Source organism: Streptomyces sp. Pv4-95 (assembly GCF_045782725.1).
Classification (GTDB): Bacteria; Actinomycetota; Actinomycetes; order Streptomycetales; family Streptomycetaceae; genus Streptomyces.
The window spans coordinates 5,020,937-5,042,499 of record NZ_CP127172.1; the positions used below are offsets into that span (position 1 = coordinate 5,020,937).

General features: G+C 72.3%; 20 protein-coding genes. 13 read left to right on the forward strand and 7 right to left on the reverse strand.

Features of this window, described 5'->3' with window-relative positions; all coding sequences use genetic code 11:
- Positions 1 to 31: 31 nt before the first annotated feature.
- The 3 genes from QOM21_RS22040 to QOM21_RS22050 are packed head-to-tail and all read right to left on the reverse strand — an operon-like array spanning position 32 to position 1,961.
- Positions 32 to 1,105, reverse strand: coding sequence for an ABC transporter ATP-binding protein (locus QOM21_RS22040; protein WP_407552520.1), 1,074 nt, complete (start codon positions 1,103 to 1,105; stop codon positions 32 to 34).
- Entirely contained in the window at positions 1,102 to 1,464 is a 363-nt protein-coding gene (locus QOM21_RS22045; protein WP_407552521.1) for a transcriptional regulator, read from the reverse strand. The genes QOM21_RS22040 and QOM21_RS22045 overlap by 4 nt, the downstream gene beginning before the upstream one ends.
- Entirely contained in the window at positions 1,461 to 1,961 is a 501-nt protein-coding gene (locus QOM21_RS22050) for a hypothetical protein (RefSeq protein ID WP_407552523.1), read from the reverse strand. Before QOM21_RS22050 ends, QOM21_RS22045 begins: the two co-directional genes overlap by 4 nt.
- A 239-nt stretch (positions 1,962 to 2,200) precedes the next feature.
- Here QOM21_RS22050 and hutU point away from each other — a divergent pair, with 239 nt between their 5' ends.
- Genes hutU through hutI form a run of 4 tightly spaced genes read left to right on the forward strand, consistent with a single transcriptional unit; the run spans position 2,201 to position 7,672 of the window.
- Positions 2,201 to 3,871: a urocanate hydratase gene (gene hutU, locus QOM21_RS22055; RefSeq protein ID WP_407552525.1), complete on the forward strand. Its 1,671-nt coding sequence runs from the start codon at positions 2,201 to 2,203 to the stop codon at positions 3,869 to 3,871.
- A gap of 17 nt (positions 3,872 to 3,888) precedes the next feature.
- Positions 3,889 to 5,106: an allantoate amidohydrolase gene (locus QOM21_RS22060; protein WP_407555756.1), complete on the forward strand. Its 1,218-nt coding sequence runs from the start codon at positions 3,889 to 3,891 to the stop codon at positions 5,104 to 5,106.
- Positions 5,097 to 6,455, forward strand: coding sequence for a formimidoylglutamate deiminase (locus QOM21_RS22065; RefSeq protein ID WP_407552527.1), 1,359 nt, complete (start codon positions 5,097 to 5,099; stop codon positions 6,453 to 6,455). Before QOM21_RS22060 ends, QOM21_RS22065 begins: the two co-directional genes overlap by 10 nt.
- A gap of 35 nt (positions 6,456 to 6,490) precedes the next feature.
- Positions 6,491 to 7,672 (forward strand): imidazolonepropionase, encoded by a 1,182-nt coding sequence (gene hutI / locus QOM21_RS22070; RefSeq protein WP_407552528.1) that lies wholly within the window; start codon positions 6,491 to 6,493, stop codon positions 7,670 to 7,672.
- Between the two features lie 323 nt (positions 7,673 to 7,995).
- Here the strand turns inward: hutI and QOM21_RS22075 are convergent, their stop codons facing one another.
- On the reverse strand, positions 7,996 to 8,835 hold the full coding sequence (locus QOM21_RS22075) for an RNA polymerase sigma factor SigF (RefSeq protein WP_407555757.1): 840 nt from the start codon (positions 8,833 to 8,835) through the stop codon (positions 7,996 to 7,998).
- 362 nt (positions 8,836 to 9,197) lie between these two features.
- Here QOM21_RS22075 and QOM21_RS22080 point away from each other — a divergent pair, with 362 nt between their 5' ends.
- The 6 genes from QOM21_RS22080 (at position 9,198) to QOM21_RS22105 (ending at position 14,961) form a co-directional block, all read left to right on the forward strand.
- A complete protein-coding gene (locus tag QOM21_RS22080) occupies positions 9,198 to 9,566 on the forward strand; it encodes an STAS domain-containing protein (protein ID WP_393892403.1) in 369 nt (122 codons plus the stop codon).
- A gap of 172 nt (positions 9,567 to 9,738) precedes the next feature.
- Positions 9,739 to 10,242 carry an ATP-binding protein gene (locus QOM21_RS22085; RefSeq protein WP_407552530.1) on the forward strand — a complete coding sequence of 168 codons (504 nt, stop codon included), beginning with the start codon at positions 9,739 to 9,741 and terminating at the stop codon, positions 10,240 to 10,242.
- 208 nt (positions 10,243 to 10,450) lie between these two features.
- Positions 10,451 to 11,167 carry an LPXTG cell wall anchor domain-containing protein gene (locus QOM21_RS22090; RefSeq protein ID WP_407552532.1) on the forward strand — a complete coding sequence of 239 codons (717 nt, stop codon included), beginning with the start codon at positions 10,451 to 10,453 and terminating at the stop codon, positions 11,165 to 11,167.
- A 91-nt stretch (positions 11,168 to 11,258) separates the two neighbouring features.
- The gene (locus QOM21_RS22095) at positions 11,259 to 12,317 is read left to right on the forward strand and encodes a hypothetical protein (protein ID WP_407552533.1); all 1,059 of its coding nucleotides are present in this window, start codon (positions 11,259 to 11,261) and stop codon (positions 12,315 to 12,317) included.
- A gap of 95 nt (positions 12,318 to 12,412) precedes the next feature.
- A complete protein-coding gene (locus QOM21_RS22100; RefSeq protein ID WP_407555758.1) occupies positions 12,413 to 13,546 on the forward strand; it encodes a hypothetical protein in 1,134 nt (377 codons plus the stop codon).
- Positions 13,546 to 14,961, forward strand: coding sequence for a hypothetical protein (locus QOM21_RS22105; protein ID WP_407552535.1), 1,416 nt, complete (start codon positions 13,546 to 13,548; stop codon positions 14,959 to 14,961). Before QOM21_RS22100 ends, QOM21_RS22105 begins: the two co-directional genes overlap by 1 nt.
- A gap of 117 nt (positions 14,962 to 15,078) precedes the next feature.
- Here QOM21_RS22105 and QOM21_RS22110 read toward each other — a convergent pair whose 3' ends face one another.
- Positions 15,079 to 16,608 carry a peptide MFS transporter gene (locus QOM21_RS22110; RefSeq protein ID WP_407552537.1) on the reverse strand — a complete coding sequence of 510 codons (1,530 nt, stop codon included), beginning with the start codon at positions 16,606 to 16,608 and terminating at the stop codon, positions 15,079 to 15,081.
- A 485-nt stretch (positions 16,609 to 17,093) separates the two neighbouring features.
- Here QOM21_RS22110 and QOM21_RS22115 point away from each other — a divergent pair, with 485 nt between their 5' ends.
- Together QOM21_RS22115 and QOM21_RS22120 are read left to right on the forward strand one after the other, a co-directional pair.
- Positions 17,094 to 17,774: a response regulator transcription factor gene (locus QOM21_RS22115; RefSeq protein ID WP_393892397.1), complete on the forward strand. Its 681-nt coding sequence runs from the start codon at positions 17,094 to 17,096 to the stop codon at positions 17,772 to 17,774.
- 69 nt (positions 17,775 to 17,843) lie between these two features.
- Positions 17,844 to 19,091, forward strand: coding sequence for an ATP-binding protein (locus QOM21_RS22120; protein WP_407552539.1), 1,248 nt, complete (start codon positions 17,844 to 17,846; stop codon positions 19,089 to 19,091).
- Between the two features lie 23 nt (positions 19,092 to 19,114).
- On the opposite strand, the gene QOM21_RS22125 is transcribed toward QOM21_RS22120, so the two are convergent.
- Both QOM21_RS22125 and QOM21_RS22130 read right to left on the reverse strand, forming a co-directional pair.
- Positions 19,115 to 19,624 carry a GtrA family protein gene (locus tag QOM21_RS22125; RefSeq protein ID WP_407552541.1) on the reverse strand — a complete coding sequence of 170 codons (510 nt, stop codon included), beginning with the start codon at positions 19,622 to 19,624 and terminating at the stop codon, positions 19,115 to 19,117.
- A gap of 138 nt (positions 19,625 to 19,762) precedes the next feature.
- The gene (locus QOM21_RS22130) at positions 19,763 to 20,194 is read right to left on the reverse strand and encodes a protease inhibitor I42 family protein (RefSeq protein WP_407552543.1); all 432 of its coding nucleotides are present in this window, start codon (positions 20,192 to 20,194) and stop codon (positions 19,763 to 19,765) included.
- 150 nt (positions 20,195 to 20,344) lie between these two features.
- On the opposite strand from QOM21_RS22130, the gene QOM21_RS22135 reads away from it, so the two are divergent.
- Positions 20,345 to 21,496, forward strand: coding sequence for a 5-(carboxyamino)imidazole ribonucleotide synthase (locus tag QOM21_RS22135; RefSeq protein ID WP_407552545.1), 1,152 nt, complete (start codon positions 20,345 to 20,347; stop codon positions 21,494 to 21,496).
- The last annotated feature ends 67 nt before the right edge of the window (positions 21,497 to 21,563 follow it).

Consider the following 21,563-nt stretch of genomic DNA (forward strand, 5'->3'; position numbering starts at 1 on the left):
TGCGTCCCCCTCATGGTGCTTCTTCCCCCGCTCACGCTGCTTCCCCGTTGCGGGGCGTGGTCGCGTTCTCGGGCTCGGCCCCGCTCTCACCGAGTCCTGCGCCGGCCCCGCCTTCGCCTTCTGCGGTCCGCGTCGGGACGTCCCCGTCACGGCGGCCGTCCGCACCGTCGCTTCCGCCCGCACCGCCGTCCGCGTCCGCGCCGGTGTCCTCCTGGCGCACCATGTGCAGATAGGTGTCCTCCAGCGTCGGGCGGCGGACCTCCAGCCCGGCGATCGGCCCCCCGGTCTCCTGATGGAGGTCCCACACCAGCCCGGAGGGGTCCGCGGTGCGCGCGCGGCGCGCCGTCCCGTCGGCCGCGGTCCAGCGCACCTCGGCCCTCGCGGCGGCCCGCGCGGCCAGCTCCGCGGGCGTCCCGCGGGCCCGGATACGGCCCTTGACCAGTACCGCGATCCGGTCGGCCAGCCGCTCGGCCTCCACCAGGTCGTGGGTGGTGAGCAGGACCGTGACGCCTTCGTCGCGGGCGAGCCGCTCGACCAGGACGTGGAAGTCGCGGCGCGCCTCCGGGTCGAAGCCGGTGGTCGGCTCGTCCAGGAAGAGCAGTTCCGGCCGGCCGACGAGGGCGAGGGCCACGTCCAGACGCCTGCGCTGCCCGCCGGACAGCTGGTCGACCCGCTTGCCGCGCTGCTCCGCCAGGCCCACCAGGGCCAGCAGCGCGGCGGGCTCGCGCGGGTCGGGGTAGTAGCCGGCGAAGTGCGTGAGCAGCTCGGCGACCCGCCAGCGGCGGTGGTCGCGCCAGGACTGCAGGACCAGGCCGATCCGGGCGCGCCAGGCATCGCCACCGTGCGCCGGGTCGGTGCCCAGGACCCGGACCTCGCCGGCGGAGCGCTTGCGGAAGCCCTCCAGGATCTCGACGGTGGTGGTCTTCCCGGCACCGTTGGGGCCGAGCAGCGCGAAGATCTCTCCGCGGTGGATGTCCAGGTCGATGCCGTGCAGGACATCGACGCCGCCGTATGCCATCCGGACGTCGCGCACCTGGATGACGGGGTCGCCGCCGGCCGGGTCGCCGGCGGGGCGCCCGGGTGCGGGCTGCGAGGTGGAGGTCATCGGCCGGCCTCCGCGTGGTGCGCCGCCCCGGTGGCCTCGGTGGACGCCGGCGCCTGCCGCTGGGGGCCCGCGCCCTCGACGATCGCCCGGAGCGCCGCGACGTGTCCTTCGAAGGCGGTCCTGCCGCGGTCGGTCAGCCGCACCCTGGTCCGCCGCTTACGGCCGCCGCCCTCCTTGTGTATCTCCAGGTAGCCGGCCTCTTCCAAGGTGTGCAGCTGCTTGGAGAGCGCGGAGTCGCTGAGCGAGAGGCTCTCGCGGATGAACGGGAAGTCGGCCCATTCCGTCGCCGCGAGGAGCGCCACCACGGAGAGCCTGGTGGCGGGATGGATCAGTTCGTCGAAGCCGCTGGGGGTGCTCATCGGTCGGCCCTCGCACGGTCCGCGGCGCCCTCGCGCAGCGAGTTGGCCGACCAGCGGTTCGCCGGCCCGGTGAACAGCACGAAGACGGCGGCGGAGGCGGTGGCCTGGATCAGGCTGCCGAACGGCAGCTCCAGCGATTCGACCAGGTGGCCGGAGAGCAGGATCGTGCCGCCGGTCGTCACCGCTCCGGCGAGGAGCGGGGCCAGCGACCGCCAGGTGTGGCGCGAGCGGTGCAGCCGCATACGGGACCTGCGGTTGTAGACCACGGCGAGGCCGAGGAGCACCGCGACGTAACCGGCGAGTACCAGCCAGACGCCCCACTTGGGCAGGTCCAGGCCCATGCTGGCGAGGAAGACCCACATGATCGCCGCCGTGGTGTACGTGGCTCCTGGGCCGCCGGACGCACAGCGCTCCATCTCGTCGTACACCCGCTCCTGCGGCACCCGGATCCGCTGCAGATCCCTCCATGCCTGCTCGGCATCCACCGGTGTGGTCATGGCCTTCGCCTCCCCGAGACGGTTTTCCCCGTTGACTTGCCTACTGGGAAAGTTAGCGCCAACTTTCCCGGTAGGCAAGTCCAAATCGGGGTGGGGTTGAAGTGCCGCGCCGAGCGCTGGCGCCTGGCTGGTTCGCGTGCCCCTGACGGAACAGGTCACCGCGCCCTGTTGACTAGAGGTATTCAGTAGCTCCAAGATGTGAATATCTCAATCCATTCAATGGCAGGGAGGCAGGGCCCATGTCGGGACCGCGACCCGTGCGGGCGCCGCGCGGTACGGAGCTGAGTGCTCGGGGATGGCAGCAGGAAGCCGCGCTGCGGATGCTGCAGAACAACCTCGACCCGGAGGTGGCGGAACACCCCGACCAGCTCGTCGTCTACGGCGGAACGGGCAAGGCCGCCCGTGACTGGCGCTCCTTCGACGCGATGGTGCGCACGCTCACCACGCTCAAGCAGGACGAGACCATGCTGGTCCAGTCCGGCAGGCCGGTCGGCGTCATGCAGACCCACGAGTGGGCGCCCCGGGTGCTCATCGCCAACTCCAACCTGGTCGGCGACTGGGCCAACTGGGAGGAGTTCCGGCGCCTGGAGGCCCTCGGCCTGACCATGTACGGGCAGATGACGGCCGGCTCCTGGATCTACATCGGCACCCAGGGCATCCTCCAGGGCACCTACGAGACCTTCGCGGCCGTCGCGGCCAAGAAGTTCAACGGCACCCTCGCCGGCACGATCACCCTCACCGCCGGACTCGGCGGCATGGGCGGCGCCCAGCCGCTCGCCGTCACGATGAACGACGGCGTCGCCCTCTGCATCGACGTCGACCCGCGCGCCATCGAGCGCCGCATCGAGCACCGCTACCTCGACGTGCGGGCGGACAACCTCCAGCACGCCCTGCAGCTCGCCGTCGAAGCCCGCGACCAGCGCAAGCCGCTCTCGATCGGTCTGCTCGGCAACGCCGCGGAGCTGCTGCCGCAGATGCTCGCCGAAGGCGCGCCGATCGACATCGTCACCGACCAGACCAGCGCCCACGACCCGCTGGCCTACCTCCCGATCGGCGTCGACTTCGACGACATGGCCGCCTACGCCGCCGAGAAGCCCGCCGACTTCACCCAGCGGGCCCGCGAGTCCATGGCCCGGCACGTCGAGGCCATGGTCGGCTTCATGGACGCCGGCGCCGAGGTCTTCGACTACGGCAACTCCATCCGCGGCGAGGCCCAACTCGCCGGATACGACCGCGCCTTCGCCTTCCCCGGCTTCGTGCCCGCCTACATCCGGCCGTTGTTCGCCGAGGGCAAGGGCCCCTTCCGCTGGGCGGCGCTCTCCGGCGACGCCCGGGACATCGCGGCCACCGACAAGGCCATCCTCGACCTCTTCCCGGAGAACGAGTCGCTGGCCCGCTGGATCAAGCTGGCCGGTGAGCGGGTGCACTTCCAGGGCCTCCCCGCCCGGATCTGCTGGCTCGGTTACGGCGAGCGCGACAAGGCCGGCGAGCGGTTCAACGAGATGGTCGCCGACGGCACCCTGCGCGCGCCGCTGGCCATCGGCCGCGACCACCTCGACTGCGGCTCGGTGGCCTCGCCGTACCGCGAGACCGAGGCCATGAAGGACGGCTCCGACGCCATCGCCGACTGGCCGCTGCTCAACGCCATGGTCAATGTCGCCTCCGGCGCCTCCTGGGTCTCGCTGCACCACGGCGGCGGCGTCGGCATGGGCCGGTCGATCCACGCCGGCCAGGTGACCGTCGCCGACGGCACGCCGCTGGCCGGCGAGAAGATCCGCCGGGTGCTCACCAACGACCCCGGCATGGGCGTCATCCGGCACGTCGACGCCGGCTACGAGCGCGCCGACGAGGTGGCCGCCGAGCGCGGCGTCCGCGTCCCGATGCGCGAGGGCGAAGGCGGGGGCGCGTGACCGCCTCGTTCCACGAGATGTGGCAGGAGCTGCGGCCCATCGGCCGCAGCTCCGCCTCAGGGGGCTACCGCCGCTACGCCTGGACCGGCGCGGACACCGACTGCCGCGCGTGGTTCCAGGCGCAGGCCGAGGCCCGCGGGCTGGCCTACGAGCTGGACCGCAACGGCAACCAGTGGGCGTGGCTCGGTGCGACGACGTACCGGGACGTGGCCCCGGGAGACGCCGTCGTCACCGGCTCCCACCTGGACTCCGTACCCGACGGCGGCGCCTTCGACGGGCCGCTGGGCGTCGTCTCCTCCTTCGCGGCACTGGACGAACTCCGCGGCAGAGGAGCGGACTTCGTCAAACCGCTGGCGATCGTCAACTTCGGCGACGAGGAAGGCGCCCGCTTCGGACTGGCCTGCGTCGGCTCCCGGCTGGCGGCCGGGGCCCTGACCGCCGAGGCGGCGCAGCAGCTGCGCGACGGCGACGGCATCACCCTGCCGCAGGCCATGGAGAGCGCCGGATACGACCCGGAGGCCATCGGCCCGGACCCCGAACGGCTCGCCCGTATCGGCGCGTTCGTCGAACTCCACGTCGAGCAGGGCCGGGCCCTGGACCTCTCCGGTGACCCGGTCGGCATCGCCTCCGCCATCTGGCCGCACGGCCGCTGGCGGTTCGACTTCCACGGCGAGGCCAACCACGCCGGCACCACCCGCCTCGACGACCGGCGCGACCCGATGCTCAGCTACGCCGCGACCGTGCTCGCCGCCCGGGAACAGGCGCGACTGGCCGGCGCCCTGGCCACCTTCGGGAAGATCAGCGTGGAGCCGAACGGGGTCAACGCCATCCCCTCGCTCGTCCGCGGCTGGCTGGACTCCCGCGCCGCCGACCAGGAGACACTGGACACCGTCGTCGCAGGGATCGAACGGGCGGCGGCAGAGCGGGCCGCCCGCGACGGCGTGGACCTTCGCGTCGTGCGCGAGTCGTTCACCCCCGTCGTGGAGTTCCAGCACGCCCTGCGGGACGAGCTGGCCGCGATCCTGGGCAAGGCGGGGGACCGTCCGGTGCCCGTGCTCGGCACCGGCGCGGGCCACGACGCCGGTATTTTGTCCGGAACCGTCCCCACCGCCATGCTGTTCGTCCGCAACCCCACCGGCGTCTCGCACTCACCCGCCGAAAAGGCGGAGGAGGACGACTGCGTCACCGGGGTCACCGCACTCGCCGACGTACTGGAGGGGCTGGCGTGCCGCTGACGCCGCAGGCAACACCGACGACGTACTGGCTCGAACACGCCTGGCTCGGCACGCATGTCGAGCCGGGCGTCACCCTGGACGTGCGGGACGGGCGCATCGCGGCCGTACGCACCGGAGCCGCCGCCCCGCCGCCCGGCGCCGTCACGCTGCGCGGTCTGACCCTGCCCGGCCTCGCCAACGCCCACAGCCACGCCTTCCACCGCGCCCTGCGCGGCACCGTGCAGGTGGGCTCCGGCACCTTCTGGACCTGGCGCGAGGTGATGTACAAGGTCGCCGCGCGCCTCACACCGGACAGCTACTACGCCCTCGCACGCGCCGTCTACGCCGAGATGGCGCTGGCCGGCATCACCTGCGTCGGCGAATTCCACTACCTCCACCACGCGCCCGGCGGCGCCCGCTACGACGACCCCAACGCGATGGGGGAGGCACTGATCGCGGCCGCCGCCGACGCCGGTATCCGCATCACCCTGCTCGACACCGCCTACCTCTCCGCCGGCTTCGGCGCCCCGCCCGAGCAGCACCAGCTGCGCTTCTCGGACGGCACCGCCGACGCCTGGGCCCAGCGCGCGGACGCGCTCAAGGACGGCCGCGATCACGCCCGCATCGGCGCCGCCATCCACTCCGTACGGGCCGTCCCCGCCGACCAGCTGAGCACCGTCGCCCACTGGGCGCAGGAGCGGCGGGCACCCCTGCACGTCCACCTCTCCGAGCAGACCGCGGAGAACGACGCCTGCCACGAGGCGCACGGCCGCACACCCACCCGGCTGCTCGCCGACCACGGCGCCCTGGGCCCCCGCACCACGGCCGTGCACGCCACCCACCTCACCGACCAGGACATCGCCCTGCTCGGCGGGGCGAGCACCGGCGTGTGCATGTGCCCGACCACCGAACGCGACCTCGCCGACGGCATCGGCCCGGCCACCCGGCTCCAGGGCCACGGCAGCCCGCTCTCCCTCGGCAGCGACAGCCACGCCGTCATCGACCTGCTCGAAGAGGCCCGCGCGATGGAGCTCGACGAGCGGCTGCGCAGCCGCACCCGGGGGCACTGGACGGCCGCCGCGCTGCTGCGCGCCGCGACCGCCGACGGCCACGCCGCCCTGGGCTGGGACGACGCCGGCGCCATCGAGACCGGCGCGCTCGCCGACCTCACCACGATCGCGCTGGACTCCGTACGCACCGCCGGACCGCCGCCCCGACTCGGCGCCGAGACGGCAGTATTCGCCGCCTCCGCGGCGGACGTACGGCACACGGTCGTCGGCGGAAGGCAGATCGTCCGGGACGGTGTGCACACGCTGCTGCCCGACGTGCCCGCCGCCCTCGCCGCATCCATCGCCGCAGTGAGCGGCTGACGCGCCCCCCGCCGCTGAAGGAGAACACCCCCGCGATGACGACGAACTCCACGCCGACCACCGCCATCACCCACATCGCCCAGCTGGTCACCAACGACCCCTCCCTCGGTGAAGGCCCCCTCGGTCTGATCCAGGACGCGGCCGTCGTCATCGACGGTGACCGCATCGCCTGGGTCGGTACGACCAGCAAAGCACCCGCCACCGACAACGCCGTCGACGCGGCCGGCCGCGCGGGCATCCCCGGCTTCGTCGACTCCCACTCCCACCTCGTCTTCGGCGGCGACCGCACCGCGGAGTTCAACGCCCGGATGTCCGGGCGCCCCTACTCCGCCGGCGGCATCCGCACCACCGTCGCGGCAACCCGCGCCGCCACCGACGAGGCCCTGCACGCCAACGTCGCCCGCTACCTCGCCGAGGGGCTCCGCCAGGGCACCACCACCCAGGAGACCAAGTCCGGCTACGGGCTCACCGTCGAGGACGAGGCCAGGGCACTGCGCATCGCCGCGGCGCACACCGACGAGGTCACCTTCCTCGGCGCCCACATCGTGGCGCCCGAGCACGCCGACGACCCCGCGGCCTACGTCGACCTCGTCACCGGCCCGATGCTGGACGCCTGCGCCCCGCACGCCCGCTGGGTCGACGTCTTCTGCGAGAAGGGCGCCTTCGACGGCGACCAGGCGCGCGCCATCCTCACCGCGGGCAAGGCCAAGGGCCTGCTGCCGCGGGTGCACGCCAACCAGCTCGGGCACGGGCCCGGCGTACAGCTCGCCGTCGAACTGGGCGCTGCCTCCGCCGACCACTGCACCCATCTCACGGCCGCGGACATCGACGCCCTCGCACAGTCCGAGACGGTCGCCACTCTCCTGCCGGGCGCCGAGTTCTCCACCCGCGCCCAGTGGCCCGACGCGCGTCCGCTGCTCGACGCGGGCGCCACCGTCGCGCTGTCCACCGACTGCAACCCGGGCTCGTCCTTCACCAGCTCCATGGCGTTCTGCATCGCGCTGGCCGTCCGCGACATGGGGATGACCCCCGACGAGGCCCTCTGGTCGGCGACCGAGGGCGGTGCCCGCGCGCTGCGCCGTACGGACGTGGGCCGGATCACTCCCGGCGCCCGTGCCGACCTGGCCCTGCTGGACGCGCCCTCCCATGTCCACCTCGCCTACCGGCCCGGGGTACCGCTGGTCACGGACGTCTGGCACAAGGGAGTCCGCGTCTAGGAGCGCGAGGACGCGGAAGAGGGGCCGGAGCGGGCTCTGAGCGGCTCTCACGGCCGCGAAGGCCGGGGGGCTTCCCCCGCACGGTCCAAGCGGCCGCCGGCGCGCGAGGCGCCCACCCACGGCCACGGCGGCGTGCCCGGCAGCCCCGGGGCCCGGCCACGCCGCCGTGGCCCCGCTCCCGGCCGGGTCGGGCCGGAAGCGGAGCCATGGCAGCCGGTGGGACCCCGAACAGCAGAGGAGGGCCCGTCCCGAGTACCGCTCGGGGCAGGCCCTCCTCTGCGCGGGCGGCTGTCGGTCGGCGGACCGGCAGTGACCGCGGACCGTCACTCCTCGATCATCAGCCCCTTGCGGAGCCGCCCCAGCGTGCGGGACAGCAGGCGGGAGACGTGCATCTGCGAGATGTTCAGCTCCTCGCCGATCTCCGACTGCGTCATGTTCGCGACGAACCGCAGCGAGAGGATCTTGCGATCGCGCGGCGGCAGCTCGGCGATCAGCGGCTTGAGCGACTCGACGTACTCGATGCCCTCGAGACCGTGGTCGTCGTAGCCGATGCGGTCCGCCAGGGCACCCTCGTTGTCGTCCTCCTCGGGCTGGGCGTCCAGCGAGCTCGCGGTGTACGCGTTGCTCGCGGCCATGCCCTCGACGACCTCGTCCCGGGTGATGCTCAGGCGGTCGGCGAGCTCCTGGACCGTGGGGGCGCGGTCGAGCTTCTGGGCCAGCTCGTCGCCCGCCTTGGCGAGGTCCAGACGGAGTTCCTGCAGACGCCTCGGTACGCGCACCGACCAGCTGGTGTCGCGGAAGAAGCGCTTGATCTCGCCGACGATGGTCGGCATCGCGAACGTCGGGAACTCGACGCCACGGCTGAGTTCGAAGCGGTCTATCGCCTTGATCAGGCCGATCGTGCCGACCTGGACGATGTCCTCCATGGGCTCGCTGCGCGAGCGGAACCGGGAGGCCGCGAACTTCACCAGGGCGAGGTTGAGCTCGACCAGGGTGTTGCGGACGTACGCGAACTCGTGCGTGCCTTCCTCCAGCGACTCCAGCCGCTCGAAGAGGGTCTTGGACAGTGCCCTCGCGTCCACCGGACCCACCTCGTCGTACGGCGGGATCTCGGGCAGGCCCTCGATCTCAGCAATTTCCGCCAGTTCTGATTCGGCGGGCATCGGCTGGGAAGGGATCTGACCGGTCGGGTCGGACGGGGGTGTCGACGACGCGTTCTGCCGGGTGTCTTCGGTGCGCAGTTCGTCGATCCGGGGTGACATGGTGTCCTCCATGGTTCTCGGCATAAGGCTGCCGATGGCTCTACGTGAAGCGTGGGTGTGCGGCGCCTCCAAAGCCGGCCGTTTCGAACGTGACTGTTCTTGCCTACCTGGGTTTACCTGAAGATGGCAAGTGCGTGTTGCCCGTATTTCGCGCTATATGAGGATTGTTCGGCTACCCGTGCGTCCGGTGAGGGCGTAGGGTTCGACGAGTTCAGTCGTATAACGCAAACCCATCGCCGAGACAGCAAGAGAGGTGCGCTCGCATGGACCGCGGGACGGTCGACAGTGCAAGCCGGGGCCGGCTGCACGTCGTGATCCGGCATGACGGCGCCAGCGCGGTCGTGACCGTCGCGGGTGAGCTTGATCACCACACCGCCGATCTGTTGCGTGAGTCACTGGAAGGCTGCGTGGACGACGGCTACGCACGCCTGGTGATCGATTGCTCACCCCTTGAGTTCATGGACTCCACGGGGCTCAATGTGCTGCTGGGCGCCCGCCTGAAGGCGGAGGCCGCCGGCGGTGGTGTGCACCTGGTGGGGATGCAGCCGGTGGTCGCCCGGGTCTTCGAGATCACGGGCGCCGACGCGGTCTTCACCGTGCACGACACGCTCGACTCGGCGCTGTCCGACTGACCGTGGCGGGGGTGTCCGGAAGGTTGCGTTCCGGGCACGTAGTCCGTGTCACAACTTCCGTACCCAAGAAGTGGGTGTTCTCACGGTCCGGTCGGGCAGGAGACATCTGAATCCGTTGAATCAGTCAGTTTCTGTTTTCCGTGAACAGGCGAATCGGTGAGGTGAAGCGCTGATGAGCACCACCCGGCCGTACCCGCCGGGCGATCTCGGCCCGGAAGCGGGTGGCGCCGGCGCCTCTGCCGCTGCCCCGGCCGCCGCCCCGGTGGGTCAGGTCCGTCGGCTGCGTCTTGCGGGCACCCGAGGGGCCGTGGCGCGTGGCCGCGACTTCGCCCGGCAGGCGCTGCACGACTGGGGCTGGCTCCCGGCCGCCAACGCCGATCAGCGGGCCGCCGCCGAGGACGTGCTGCTGGTCGTCTCGGAGCTGATCACCAACGCCTGCCTGCACGCCGAAGGGCCCGAGGAGCTGCGGCTGCGCTGCACCTCGAAGATGCTGCGGCTGGAGGTCAGCGACCTCGGCGCGGGCTCGCCCGAGCCCCGCAGTCCGCACCGCCCGGGCCGGCCGGGGGGCCACGGCATGTTCATCGTGCAGCGGCTGTGCCTGGACTGGGGCGTCGTACGTAACCCCACGGGCGCGGGCAAGACGGTCTGGGCGGAGCTCGCCGGACCCGCTGCCTGACAAGGCGCGAACCAGAGTGTGAAGAGCGGGCCCGCGGGCCCGCGCTTTGGCGTGTTCGGACCCGAATCCCCCCGCCGTCGCGCGCCCGGCCGGATCGGGGCTGCGCTGTGCCTTCCCTCCACAAGGTCCCCGGCGTACCTTGAGCGCCCAATCTGATGTGCCGTCAGTAAATCCGGCGGCGCGCTCTCCGGGAGAAGGGGAACTCACAGTGGCCCGCTTCCACGCACAGCACCGCGGCCGCCCGCGCCGGACGGCCGGTCTTGCCGCGGCCGTTGCCATGACGGCGGGGTCCGCGGTGATGCTCACCGCGCCGGCCGCGCACGCCGAGGTCGTCGACGTCAACTACCAGTGCAAAACGCCGATAGGCAACAAGGGCGCGGTCTCGCCCATCGACATCAAGGGCACCCCGAGCGGCAGCGCGTACAAGCTCGTCATGTCCTTCCAGAAGGGGGTCTCCTCCAGCCCGGTCGAGCTGGGCAAGGGGGCGATGAAGCCGAGCGCGCTGATCAAGCTGGGCGGTGCCGAGAGCGGCACGGTCCCGGTCTCGGGGCCCGCCAACGACAAGGCCATTCCGGCCAACACCCCCATAAAGATCAGCGACTTGAGCGGCACCTATACGCCGAAGGGCAGCGGCAAGGTCACCTTCACCGCCTCCACGCTCACCATCAAGGCCCTCGGCACCACCACCACCTGCACGCCGAGCAACAGCCCCGAGCCCTCGCTCAGCCTGGACGTCAAGGGCTCCGGCGGCGCGGGCGGCAGCAGCGGTGGCGCGAGTGGCGGCTCCACGGGCTCCTCCGGTGGGGAGCTGCCGCAGACCGGCCCCGCGGACTCCGCCGTCGCCCTCGGCACGCTCGGCGGCACCGTGCTGCTGGCGGGCACGGCCGGTGTCCTCTGGCTGACCCGCCGTCAACAGCGCGCCTGACGCGTCCCGGGCCCCGTACGCCTGAGTCGAGCGCCGCGGCGCCGTCCGCCAGTACACCCGCACCCCGCTCTCCGCACGCCAGGAGCCGCCGATGCCGTTCCGTACCCGCGCAGTGGTCACCGGCGCGGTCCTCGCGACCGCCGCCGTGCTGCTGTGCCCCGCCGCGGCCGTCGCCCGGACGGCCGCCGCACCGGCCGCGGCGCTCCCCGCCGCTCCTCCCGCGCCGGGCTGGTCCGTCGCACCCGCGCCCGGCAGCGGGGCCCGGCCCGGTGCGCAGGACCGCCCCTTCTTCTACCTGGAAGGCGCGCCGGGGACCGTCATGACCGACCGGCTCTCGCTCAGCAACCCCACCGGCCGGCCCGTCACCGTCCGGCTCCACGGCAGAGCCCTCGGCCCCACCGGCAGCGGAGCCCTGGCCGTGCGCGGCCCCGACCGCGGATCCGGTCCGGGCTCCTGGATCGCACCGGCCACCGAGCGGGTCGAGGTCCCGGCGCGTACCCGGGCGAGCGTGCCGTTCACGGTGACCGTGCCCCGCGAGGCGCTCCCCGGCGACCACCCCGCGGCGCTCGTCGCCACGAGCGGCGGACGCGACAGGACGGTACGGATCCATCTGCGGGTGGCCGGGCCCGCGCTGTCCGCGCTGAGCGTGGAGGACGTGTCGGTGACCCGGCGGGGGAGTACCGCGGTCATCGGATACACGCTGGTCAACCGCGGCAACACGGTGCTCACACCACGGCTCGCGGTACGCGCGGACGGTCGCCTCGGGACGGAACTGCGCCGTGCGGCACGCACCCTGCCGGTCGACCTGCTGCCCGGCCGACGCCTCGCGCGCACCGAGATCTGGCGGGATCCGCCCGCGTTGGACGCGGTGGACGTACGCCTCGACGTGACGGCCGCCGGCGGGGCGCAGGCCACCGGCGCCGCGACCTACACGGCCGTCCCGTGGACCGCGGCGGCCGGAGCGGCGCTCGCCCTGACGGCGGGCTGCGGCTGGTTGGCGCGACGGCGCCGGAGGCGGGCGCGGCAAGGCCGCGGGGCCCGGGGGAGCGAGGGTGGCGAAGCCCTCGCCGAAGTGGTGTGCCGGGAAAGGGAATTGGCTAGTACGGGAGCCGGTGCGGCATCGGGACCGGGATCGGGAGTGCGCTCGTGAACCGCGAAACGGATCGTTCGGTGGACCGTGGGTGGGGCACGCCCGCGCTGCTCGCGGCGGAGCACGCGGGACCGCCCCGGGCACGCGCCCGTCCCCTGCGCGGCCGCCTCCTCCGCCGGGCCGTCGGGGCACTCGCGCTGTGCGCGGCCTCGGCCCTTCCGACGCTGCCCGCGACGGCGCATGCCACCGGCCACCCCTCGGCCGTCGGAGCCACCGCCGTGGCCCGCGCCCCCGCGGCCGACGACCGGCCCTCCGTCCGGCTCTCCGACAAGGAGGCGGGCAAGGGCGGCACGATCACGGTGACCGGCAGCGGCTGGCGTCCCAAGGCGCTGCTCACCCTGCTGATCTGCGGCCAGAACATGATCGGCGGCACCAACGCGTGCGCCAACGGCGACGGACGGGCCGTCACCACCGACAGCCGCGGGGCGTTCCGCAGGAGCCTGCCGGTCGCCGAACCGCCCAAGCCCTGCCCCTGTGTGGTGCACGTGGCCACGGTGACCGGCGCCACGGCGGACGCGGACGCCGCCTTCACCGTGGCCGGGCACCCCGTCGCGCCGTTGCCGAAGGAGCGCCCCGGCGGACGGCTGACGGCGCTCGCCCCGCCGCGCCTCACGGGCAGCAGCGGCCTGCTGAACTGGTTCGGCGCACCGCCCCGGCGCACGCTGACCGTCACCGTCGGCAACCTCGGCCCGACGGCGGCCCGGAACCCGGTCTTCCAGGTCGGTACCTCGCACGGCGTCTTCGCCCCCGAGTGGGAGGAGCAGCAGTGGCGCGGGACCGTACCCGCCGGGCGGAAGGCCGAGATCACGCTGCCCGTGGAGCTGGCCGCCGGCGCGCACGGCGACTACCTGGTCTCCCTCAAGTACGGGGGCAAGATCCTGGCCGAGCAGCCCTGGGGGGTCGGCAGGCCGTGGGGCGTGACGCTCTTCTGGGTGCTGCTGTGCCTGGTGGTCCCGATGGCCGTGTTCCGTATCGGGATGGCGGTCGTGGAACGTGTACGCCCCGCACGCGCGGCCCCCGTCCGCCCACGGGCGGCGGCGCACGGCGACGGGAAGTCCCTGATCCGTCGCGGCACGAGGTACGGCAGGAAGAACCGCAGGAAGGACGAGAGAACCACGGCGGCAACCGGTGAGCCGGACGGCTCCGCCGCGCTGCCGTGGTTCACCCCGGACACCGCACCGTCCACCACCACATCAACCGAACGACCGACGTCGAAAGGTTCTGCGTGATGAGGAAACGGAGCAGAGCGGGTGTGGCCTCGGCGGCCGCGCTGATGCTCGCGGGTGCGGGCGTGCTGGTCGCGGCCGGTCCCGCCCAGGCAGCAGAGGTGGCGTACCTGACGGAGTGTCTGCCGCCGCCCATATCCGGACTGCCGCCGATCGAGGGCACCACCAAGGTGGCGGTCAGCGCGCCGGCGACGGCGAAGGTCGGCGACGAGATCGAGGTGGTCTGGAAGACGATCGAGGGGGCGTCGAAGAACCCCGACATCCTGGACCTGGCGGCGGACACCGTCCAGCCGACCGGCACCGTCAAGGTGGCGGGCGCGCAGGCCGGTGAGCTGGCGATGAAGGGGCCACGGCAGAACCCGCCGATCCCCAAGAACAGCCCGATGAAGCTGTCCGACATGACGGCCAAGCTCAAGCTGGAGAAGCCGGGCGAGGTCACGCTGACGCCGGGCTTCTACAACATCAACGTCAACAAGCCGATCTCCACCGACACCAAGTGCACGCCCAAGGAGGAGGTGAAGCCCGCGGTCACCATCACGGTGACCGACGGTGGCGGGACGGGCGGGACGACGGGCGGGGGCACCGCGGGCGGTGCGGACGGCGGTACGACGGCCGGCACCTCGGGGACCTCCACCGGGACGACCTCCGGCACGTCCGGCGGCGACTCGGGCGGGGGCGACGACGGAGGCACCAGCGCCGGCTCGGGCGGCTCCGGCGGCTCCGGCGGCTCGGGCGGCTCCGGCGGCGACCCCGACGGCACGGCGTACCAGGGCAAGGAAGTGCAGGTGCCCTACGCCTGCAAGACCCCCATCGGCGACAAGAAGGCCACCTCGCCGGTCCAGATCAACGGCGTGAAGAAGGGCGGGGCCTACGACCTGACGGTGAAGTTCGGCAAGTCCGTCATGGACAGCCCGGCGGACATCCCCAAGGACTCGGTCAAGCCCTCGATGGAGGTCGCGGTCGGCGGCGCGGACAAGGGATCGGTCAAGGTCGAGGGTCCGACGAACGCCGAGCCCATCAAGTCCGGCCAGCCGATCGAGATCCCGGACCTCAAGGGCACGTACAAGCCGGGCGCGGCCGGGAAGTCGACGCTGACCCCGGGCGTACTGACCGTCAACGCCCTCGGGACGACCACGACCTGCACCCCGGAGAAGGATCCGGGCGTCTCGCTGGCACTGGACACCACCGCGCAGCCGGGCGGCACCGCGGGCGGCTCCTCAGGGGGCGCGGCCGCGTCCGGCGGCTCGGCGGGGCCGGCGAGCGCCTCGGGCGGCAGCGGCAGCGCGTCCGGCGGCCTCGCCGAGACGGGCGCGAGCGGCCAGGGCAGCCTGCGGGCCCTCGGCCTCGTCGCCGGCACCGTCATGCTGCTCGGCGGAGCGGTCTTCACCTTCACCCCGTGGCGGCGGCTCCGGGGGTAACCGCTCCGGGCGGGCCCGTACGGCGGCACCTGCGAGCCGGACGGGCCCTGCGCCCCGGAACGCGAAGGGCCCGGCACGCAAGCGCGTGCCGGGCCCTTTCCGCAGGTGCGGGTCGCGTCAGCGGACGTCGCCCATGAGGGCCACGATCTTCTTGCGGTACGCGTACACCGCGAAGCCGGCCAGTACCGCCAGGGCCGCCTCCACCGCCAGTACGGTCGTACCGCTCAGGTCCACACCGCCGATGGACAGCAGACCGGTCACGCAGTCACCCGCGGTGACGGCGAGGAACCAGACGCCGAGCATCTGGCTGGCGTACTTCTGCGGCGCCAGCTTGGTGGTCACCGACAGGCCGACCGGGGAAAGGCACAGCTCACCGATGGTCTGGATCATGTAGATGGAGATCAGCCACATCGGGCTGACCTTCGTGCCCTCGGCGGACATCATCATCGGGACGATGAAGACGAAGAACGAGCCGCCGATGAGGACCATCGCCATCGAGAACTTCACCGTGGTGCTCGGCTCGCCGTCCCGGCGTGCCAGCCACAGCCACAGCCAGGCGAGGACGGGCGCCAGCGCCATGACCCACAGCGGGTTCACCGACTGGAACCAGGAGGACGGGAAGCTCATCCCGAAGACCTCGCCGGCGGTGTTCTTCTCGGCGAAGGCGGACATCGTCGAGCCGCCCTGGTCGAAGATCATCCAGAACACGGCGGCGGCCACGAAGAACCAGATGTAGCCGCTGACCTTGGTCTGCTCGCTCTCGCTGAGCTCCTTGTCGCGCTTGATGCGCGCCAGCACCGTGACCGGGATGATCAGGCCGGCCAGCGTGATCGGGATCAGCGCCCAGTTCAGGGTGAAGTGGCCGGACATGACGACCGCGCCGTAGAAGACCGCCGCGACGGCGATCCAGATCAGGCCCTTGCGCAGCCACATGGCGCGCTCCTCGGCCTGGAGCGGGGTCGGCACGACGCTGCTCTGCGGGCTGAGGTGGCGGGTGCCGATCAGGAACTGCACCAGGCCCAGGGCCATGCCGAGCGCCGCGAGCGCGAAGCCCAGGTGCCAGTTGACGCTCTGGCCGACGGTGCCGATGACCAGCGGAGCGGCGAACGCACCGAGGTTGATGCCCATGTAGAAGATGGTGAAGCCGCCGTCACGACGCGGGTCCTGCGGACCGTCGTAGAGGTGGCCGACCATCGTCGAGATGTTCGCCTTCAGCAGGCCGGAGCCCATCGCGACGAGCGCGAGACCGACGAAGAACATCGCCTGGCCCGGGACGGCCAGCGCCAGGTGGCCGGCCATGATGACGCCGGCCGAGATGGCCACGGTCTTCCGCGGTCCCCAGATCCGGTCGCCGAACCAGCCGCCGGGCAGGGCGAGCAGGTAGACCATCGCGAGATAGACCGCGTAGATGGCCGAGGCCGTGCCGACCGTCATGGCCAGACCGCCGCCCTGGGCTCCCTTTTCGGCGTCCGCGCCGCCGGAGATCAGGTAGACCACGAGCAGGGCTCGCATGCCGTAGAAGCTGAAGCGCTCCCACATCTCGGTCATGAAGAGAGTGGCCAGTCCGCGGGGGTGGCCGAAAAGGGTTTTGCCGCCGTTCGCAGGGTTCCCCTGCTGGGCCGCGTCCTTCGTCAGGCTGGACGCCATTGGTCTTCCTTGCTCTCTCGGGACGCGTTCGACACCGATACGCGCCCGGGTGGGGGGTGACCGGCACCGGCGCAGACATGTCCGCCCCCACGTCCGGGGGTTCGGCGCCTCACGAGGAGACGCCGGCAGGACGGTCGTACACCGGGATCCACGCCCCCCGTGCTGCTGGCGCGGCGGACCCGGTCGAGAGGTCGATCACTGCGTGCGGCCCTGGTGGTTCCAGCTCCGCACACAACAGGGACCGACAACACCAGTAGGAGTCGTGGGTCCCGAGGTTGTGCGATGGACGTCCGGCCACCATACGTCCGGTTCAACCATCAATGGGGTGCGTGAGACAACGCTCACACTGCCGTCGGGAACCGGACGGGGCGGCGCCGTCCGCGGGTCCGCAGGTCAGCGTCGTCGTGCGCGCCGGGAAGGGTCCCGCGTCGCGGCTCCCCGCCGGTCCGCCCCTCGGGCGCAATACATCGGACTACCATCGGGCCATGACCCGTGTACTGCTCGCCGAGGATGACGCGTCCATCTCGGAGCCGCTCGCCCGCGCACTGCGCCGCGAGGGTTACGAAGTCGAGGTGCGCGAGGACGGCCCCACGGCGCTCGACGCCGGTCTCCAGGGCAATATCGACCTGCTCGTCCTCGACCTGGGCCTGCCCGGCATGGACGGCCTGGAGGTCGCCCGCCGGCTGCGCAACGAAGGCCACTCCTGCCCCATCCTGGTGCTGACCGCCCGCGCCGACGAGGTGGACACCGTCGTGGGGCTGGACGCCGGCGCCGACGACTACGTCACCAAGCCCTTCCGGCTCGCCGAACTCCTCGCCCGCGTACGCGCGCTGCTGCGCCGCGGCTCCACCGCCGAGCCCCAGCAGCCGCCGGCCACCCACGGCGTACGCATCGACGTCGAGTCGCACCGCGCGTGGATGGGCGAGGAGGAACTCCAGCTCACGGCGAAGGAGTTCGACCTGCTGCGGGTCCTGGTGCGGGACGCCGGCCGGGTCGTCACCCGCGATCAGCTGATGCGCGAGGTCTGGGACACCACCTGGTGGTCGTCGACGAAGACGCTCGACATGCACATCTCCTGGCTCCGCAAGAAGCTCGGTGACGACGCCGCCAACCCGCGCTACATCGCCACCGTGCGCGGCGTCGGTTTCCGCTTCGAGAAGAGCTGAGGCGCCCGCGCCCCTGCCGTCGGGTGGGAAGCCCCGAGAGAACCGCCGATTTCCTGCCCGGAGGGCACCGTGCGCCGCCGCCTGATCAACTCCACGCTCGCCGTGGTGCTCGTCGTGATCGCCGTCTTCGGCGTCTCGCTCGTCATCGTCGAGACCCGCACCATCCAGGCGGGCGCGCAGGAGAGCGTGGCGTCCGAGGCGGTCCGGCTCGTGGGCATAGTGGAGAGCCGGCTGGGCAGCGGGGAGAAGATCACCCCGGAGATCCTCTCCGAGCAGATCACGGCCAAGCGGTACGCCCGGATCCAGGTGCCCGGCAGGCCCGCGATCGAGATCGGGCAACGCCCCTCGGGCGATGTCATCGAGTCGGAGGTCAAGGGCGACCGCGGTGAGTCCGTGACGGTCCAGGAGTCCCGCTCCACCGTCAGCGCGGAGATCGGCAGGACGCTGCTGGTGATCCTGGCCGTCGCGCTGCTGGCCATCGTCGCCGCCGTCATCCTCGCCGTCCGCCAGGCCCGCCGGCTGACCGCGCCGCTCACCGACCTCGCCGAGACCGCCGAACGGCTCGGCTCCGGTGACCCGCGTCCGCGCCACCGCCGCTACGGGGTGCAGGAGCTGGACCGGGTCGCCGATGTGCTGGATGCCAGCGCCGAGCGGATCGCCCGGATGCTGACCGCCGAGCGCAGGCTGGCCGCCGACGCCTCCCACCAGCTGCGCACGCCGCTGACCGCGCTGTCGATGCGGCTGGAGGAGATCACCGTCACCGACGACCCGGACACCGTGAAGGAAGAGGCCACCATCGCGCTGGCCCAGGTGGAGCGGCTCACCGACGTCGTCCAGCGGCTGCTGACCAATTCCCGCGATCCGCGCAGCGGCTCGGCCGTCGCCTTCGACCTCGACGAGGTCGTCAAGCAGCAGATCGAGGAGTGGCGGCCGGCCTACCGCAGCGCGGGGCGGGCCATCGTCCGCTCCGGCAAGAAGGGGCTGCGGGCCGTCGGCACGCCGGGCGCCGTGGCGCAGGTGCTGGCCACCCTCGTGGAGAACTCGCTGATGCACGGCGACGGCACGGTCGCGCTGCGCATCCGGGTGACCGGCAACCAGGCGGTCGTCGAGGTCACCGACGCCGGGCCCGGGGTGCCCCCGGACCTGGGCTCGCGGGTCTTCGAGCGGACCGTCTCCGGCCGCAACTCCACCGGCCTCGGGCTCGCCGTCGCGCGGGATCTGGCGGAGGCCGACGGCGGGCGGCTGGAGCTGCTCCAGCAGTACCCGCCGATCTTCGCGCTGTTCCTGGCCCGGGAGGCCGAGGGCGGCGAGGGCTGAGCGGCTCGCGAGGCGCCCGCCCGCTACTCGCGGGTGGCGCTCCGCGGTCGCTGCGAGCCGTCGGCGAGGAAGGACTCCGCGGTCTCCACGGCCGTGCGCGCGGGCAGCGCGCGGAAGACCCAGGAGCGGTAGGACCAGAAGCGGAAGAGCGTGGCGACGCCGATGCCGACGAACTTGAAGATGTTGCTCTGGAGCGGGGTGTCCCAGTCGAAGCCGTACGTCGCGGCATAGAGGATGCCGTTCTCGATCACCAGGCCCACGACGCTGAACAGCAGGAAGAGCGAGAGCTCCCTGGTGCGGCCCCGCTTGTCGCGGTCGCGGTAGGTGAAGTAGCGGTAGCCGAGGTAGTTCGTTCCGGTCGCCACCACCGTCGCCACGATGCTGGCCCGCACGACGGGCACCTCGGTCAGGTGGCGCACGAGGTTGAACACCGCGAAGTTCACGATGACCCCCGCGCCGCCCACGGCCCCGAACTTCACGACCTCCCGGGTGAGCGCCTCCAGCCGCGACCGCAGTGCGCTCCGTTCACTCATGGTGATCGTTCAGCTCCCCGTCGTGGGCGGATGTCCGCGGTGGTCGGTCGGTCCTGGTCCGCACCTCATGCTAACCAGCGCTGCCGGGCGCTGCCGCCGCGGTCCCGGGCCCGGGACCGAGGGGCCCGCGGCGGTGCGTCAGCGGACGGTGACGCGGTAGTTCAGGGTGCGGGCGCCGGCCTCGTCGGCCGCGCCGGGGCCGCAGGCGCGGCAGCGCAGCAGCCGCAGGTCCGTACGCCCGGCACGGACCGCGGTGAAGTCGAGGTAGCGCGAGCCGCCGGTGCCGGACGGTGGCGGCTCGTCGGCGTCGACGTGTCCTCCGGCGGCCTTCAGAACGGCCGGATCCGGACGGGGCTCGGCGACGATCCAGCGGAAGCCGTCGGCGGGGTCCTCGGCGACCCGTATGGCGAAGCGTTCGCCGGGGGCGACCGCTATCTCGGTGCTGCGGTCGTCGTAGACCTTCGGTCCGGACAGCTGGCTGAGCACCGAATGGACCGCCACCAGCAGCGCGGCGAGCGCGACGATGACCACCAGCACGCCGGGGTTCCTCGATATGCCGCTCTTCCCCATCGGGCCTCCCCTTCGCCCTGCCCCGAGCCCCTGACCACTGAGCCTAACGGCCCTTGTTGATCTTCAGGCGGAGATCGTCGAACTGGCGAACTTGGATGATCCTCCAAGCGGGGGTCGGGGCAGCGCCCTCGGGCGGATACCCTGGGGAGCGTGACGTTCCCGGTAGTCGGCATGGTCGGTGGCGGTCAGCTCGCCCGTATGACCCACGAGGCGGGCATCCCCCTCGGCCTCAGATTCAAGCTCCTCAGTGACACCCCGCAGGACTCGGCGGCCCAGGTGGTCAGTGATGTCGTCATCGGCGACTATCGCGATCTGGACACGCTGCGCGCCTTCGCCAAGGGGTGCGATGTGATCACCTTCGATCACGAGCACGTGCCCACCGAGCACTTGCGGGCGCTGGAGGCGGACGGCATCCCCGTCCGCCCCGGCCCGGACGCGCTGGTGCACGCCCAGGACAAGGGGGTGATGCGGGCGAAGCTCGACGCGATCGGCGCCCCCTGCCCGCGGCACCGCATCGTCTCCGACCCCGCGGATGTCGAGCGCTTCGCGGCGGAGGGGGCGGGCTTCCCGGTGGTCCTCAAGACCGTCCGAGGGGGCTATGACGGCAAGGGCGTATGGATCGTGCGATCCTCCAAGGACGCGGCTGATCCGTTCCGCGCCGGGGTGCCCGTCCTGGCGGAGGAAAAGGTCCCCTTCGTCCGGGAACTGGCCGCCAACGTCGTCCGCTCGCCGCACGGCCAGGCCGTCGCGTATCCGGTCGTGGAGTCCATCCAGGTCGACGGCGTCTGCGACACGGTCATCGCCCCGGCGCCCGACCTGTCCGCCGAGCTCTCGGCGCGGGCCCAGCAGCTCGCCCTGCGCATCGCGGACGAGCTGGGTGTCATCGGCCATCTCGCGGTCGAGCTCTTCGAGGTCAGGGACGCCGACGGCGAGCCCGCCGTCCTGGTCAACGAACTCGCGATGCGTCCGCACAACTCCGGCCACTGGACCCAGGACGGCGCGATCACCTCGCAGTTCGCCAACCACGTCCGTGCCGTGCTCGACCTGCCGCTCGGCGATCCGCGTCCGCGCGCCACCTGGACGGTGATGGCCAACGTCCTCGGCGGCGACTACCCGGACATGTACACCGCGTATCTCCATTGCATGGCACGCGATCCGCAGTTGAAGATCCACATGTACGGCAAGGACGTGAAGCCCGGCCGCAAGGTCGGTCACGTCAACACCTACGGCGACGACCTGGCCGACGTGCGCGAGCGCGCCGCGCACGCCGCCGGCTACCTGCGAGGAACGATCACCGAATGACCGACGCCGCGACGCCCGACCACCGCCCCGCTCCGCGCACCGACGACACCGGGGCGCAGGCCGGCCC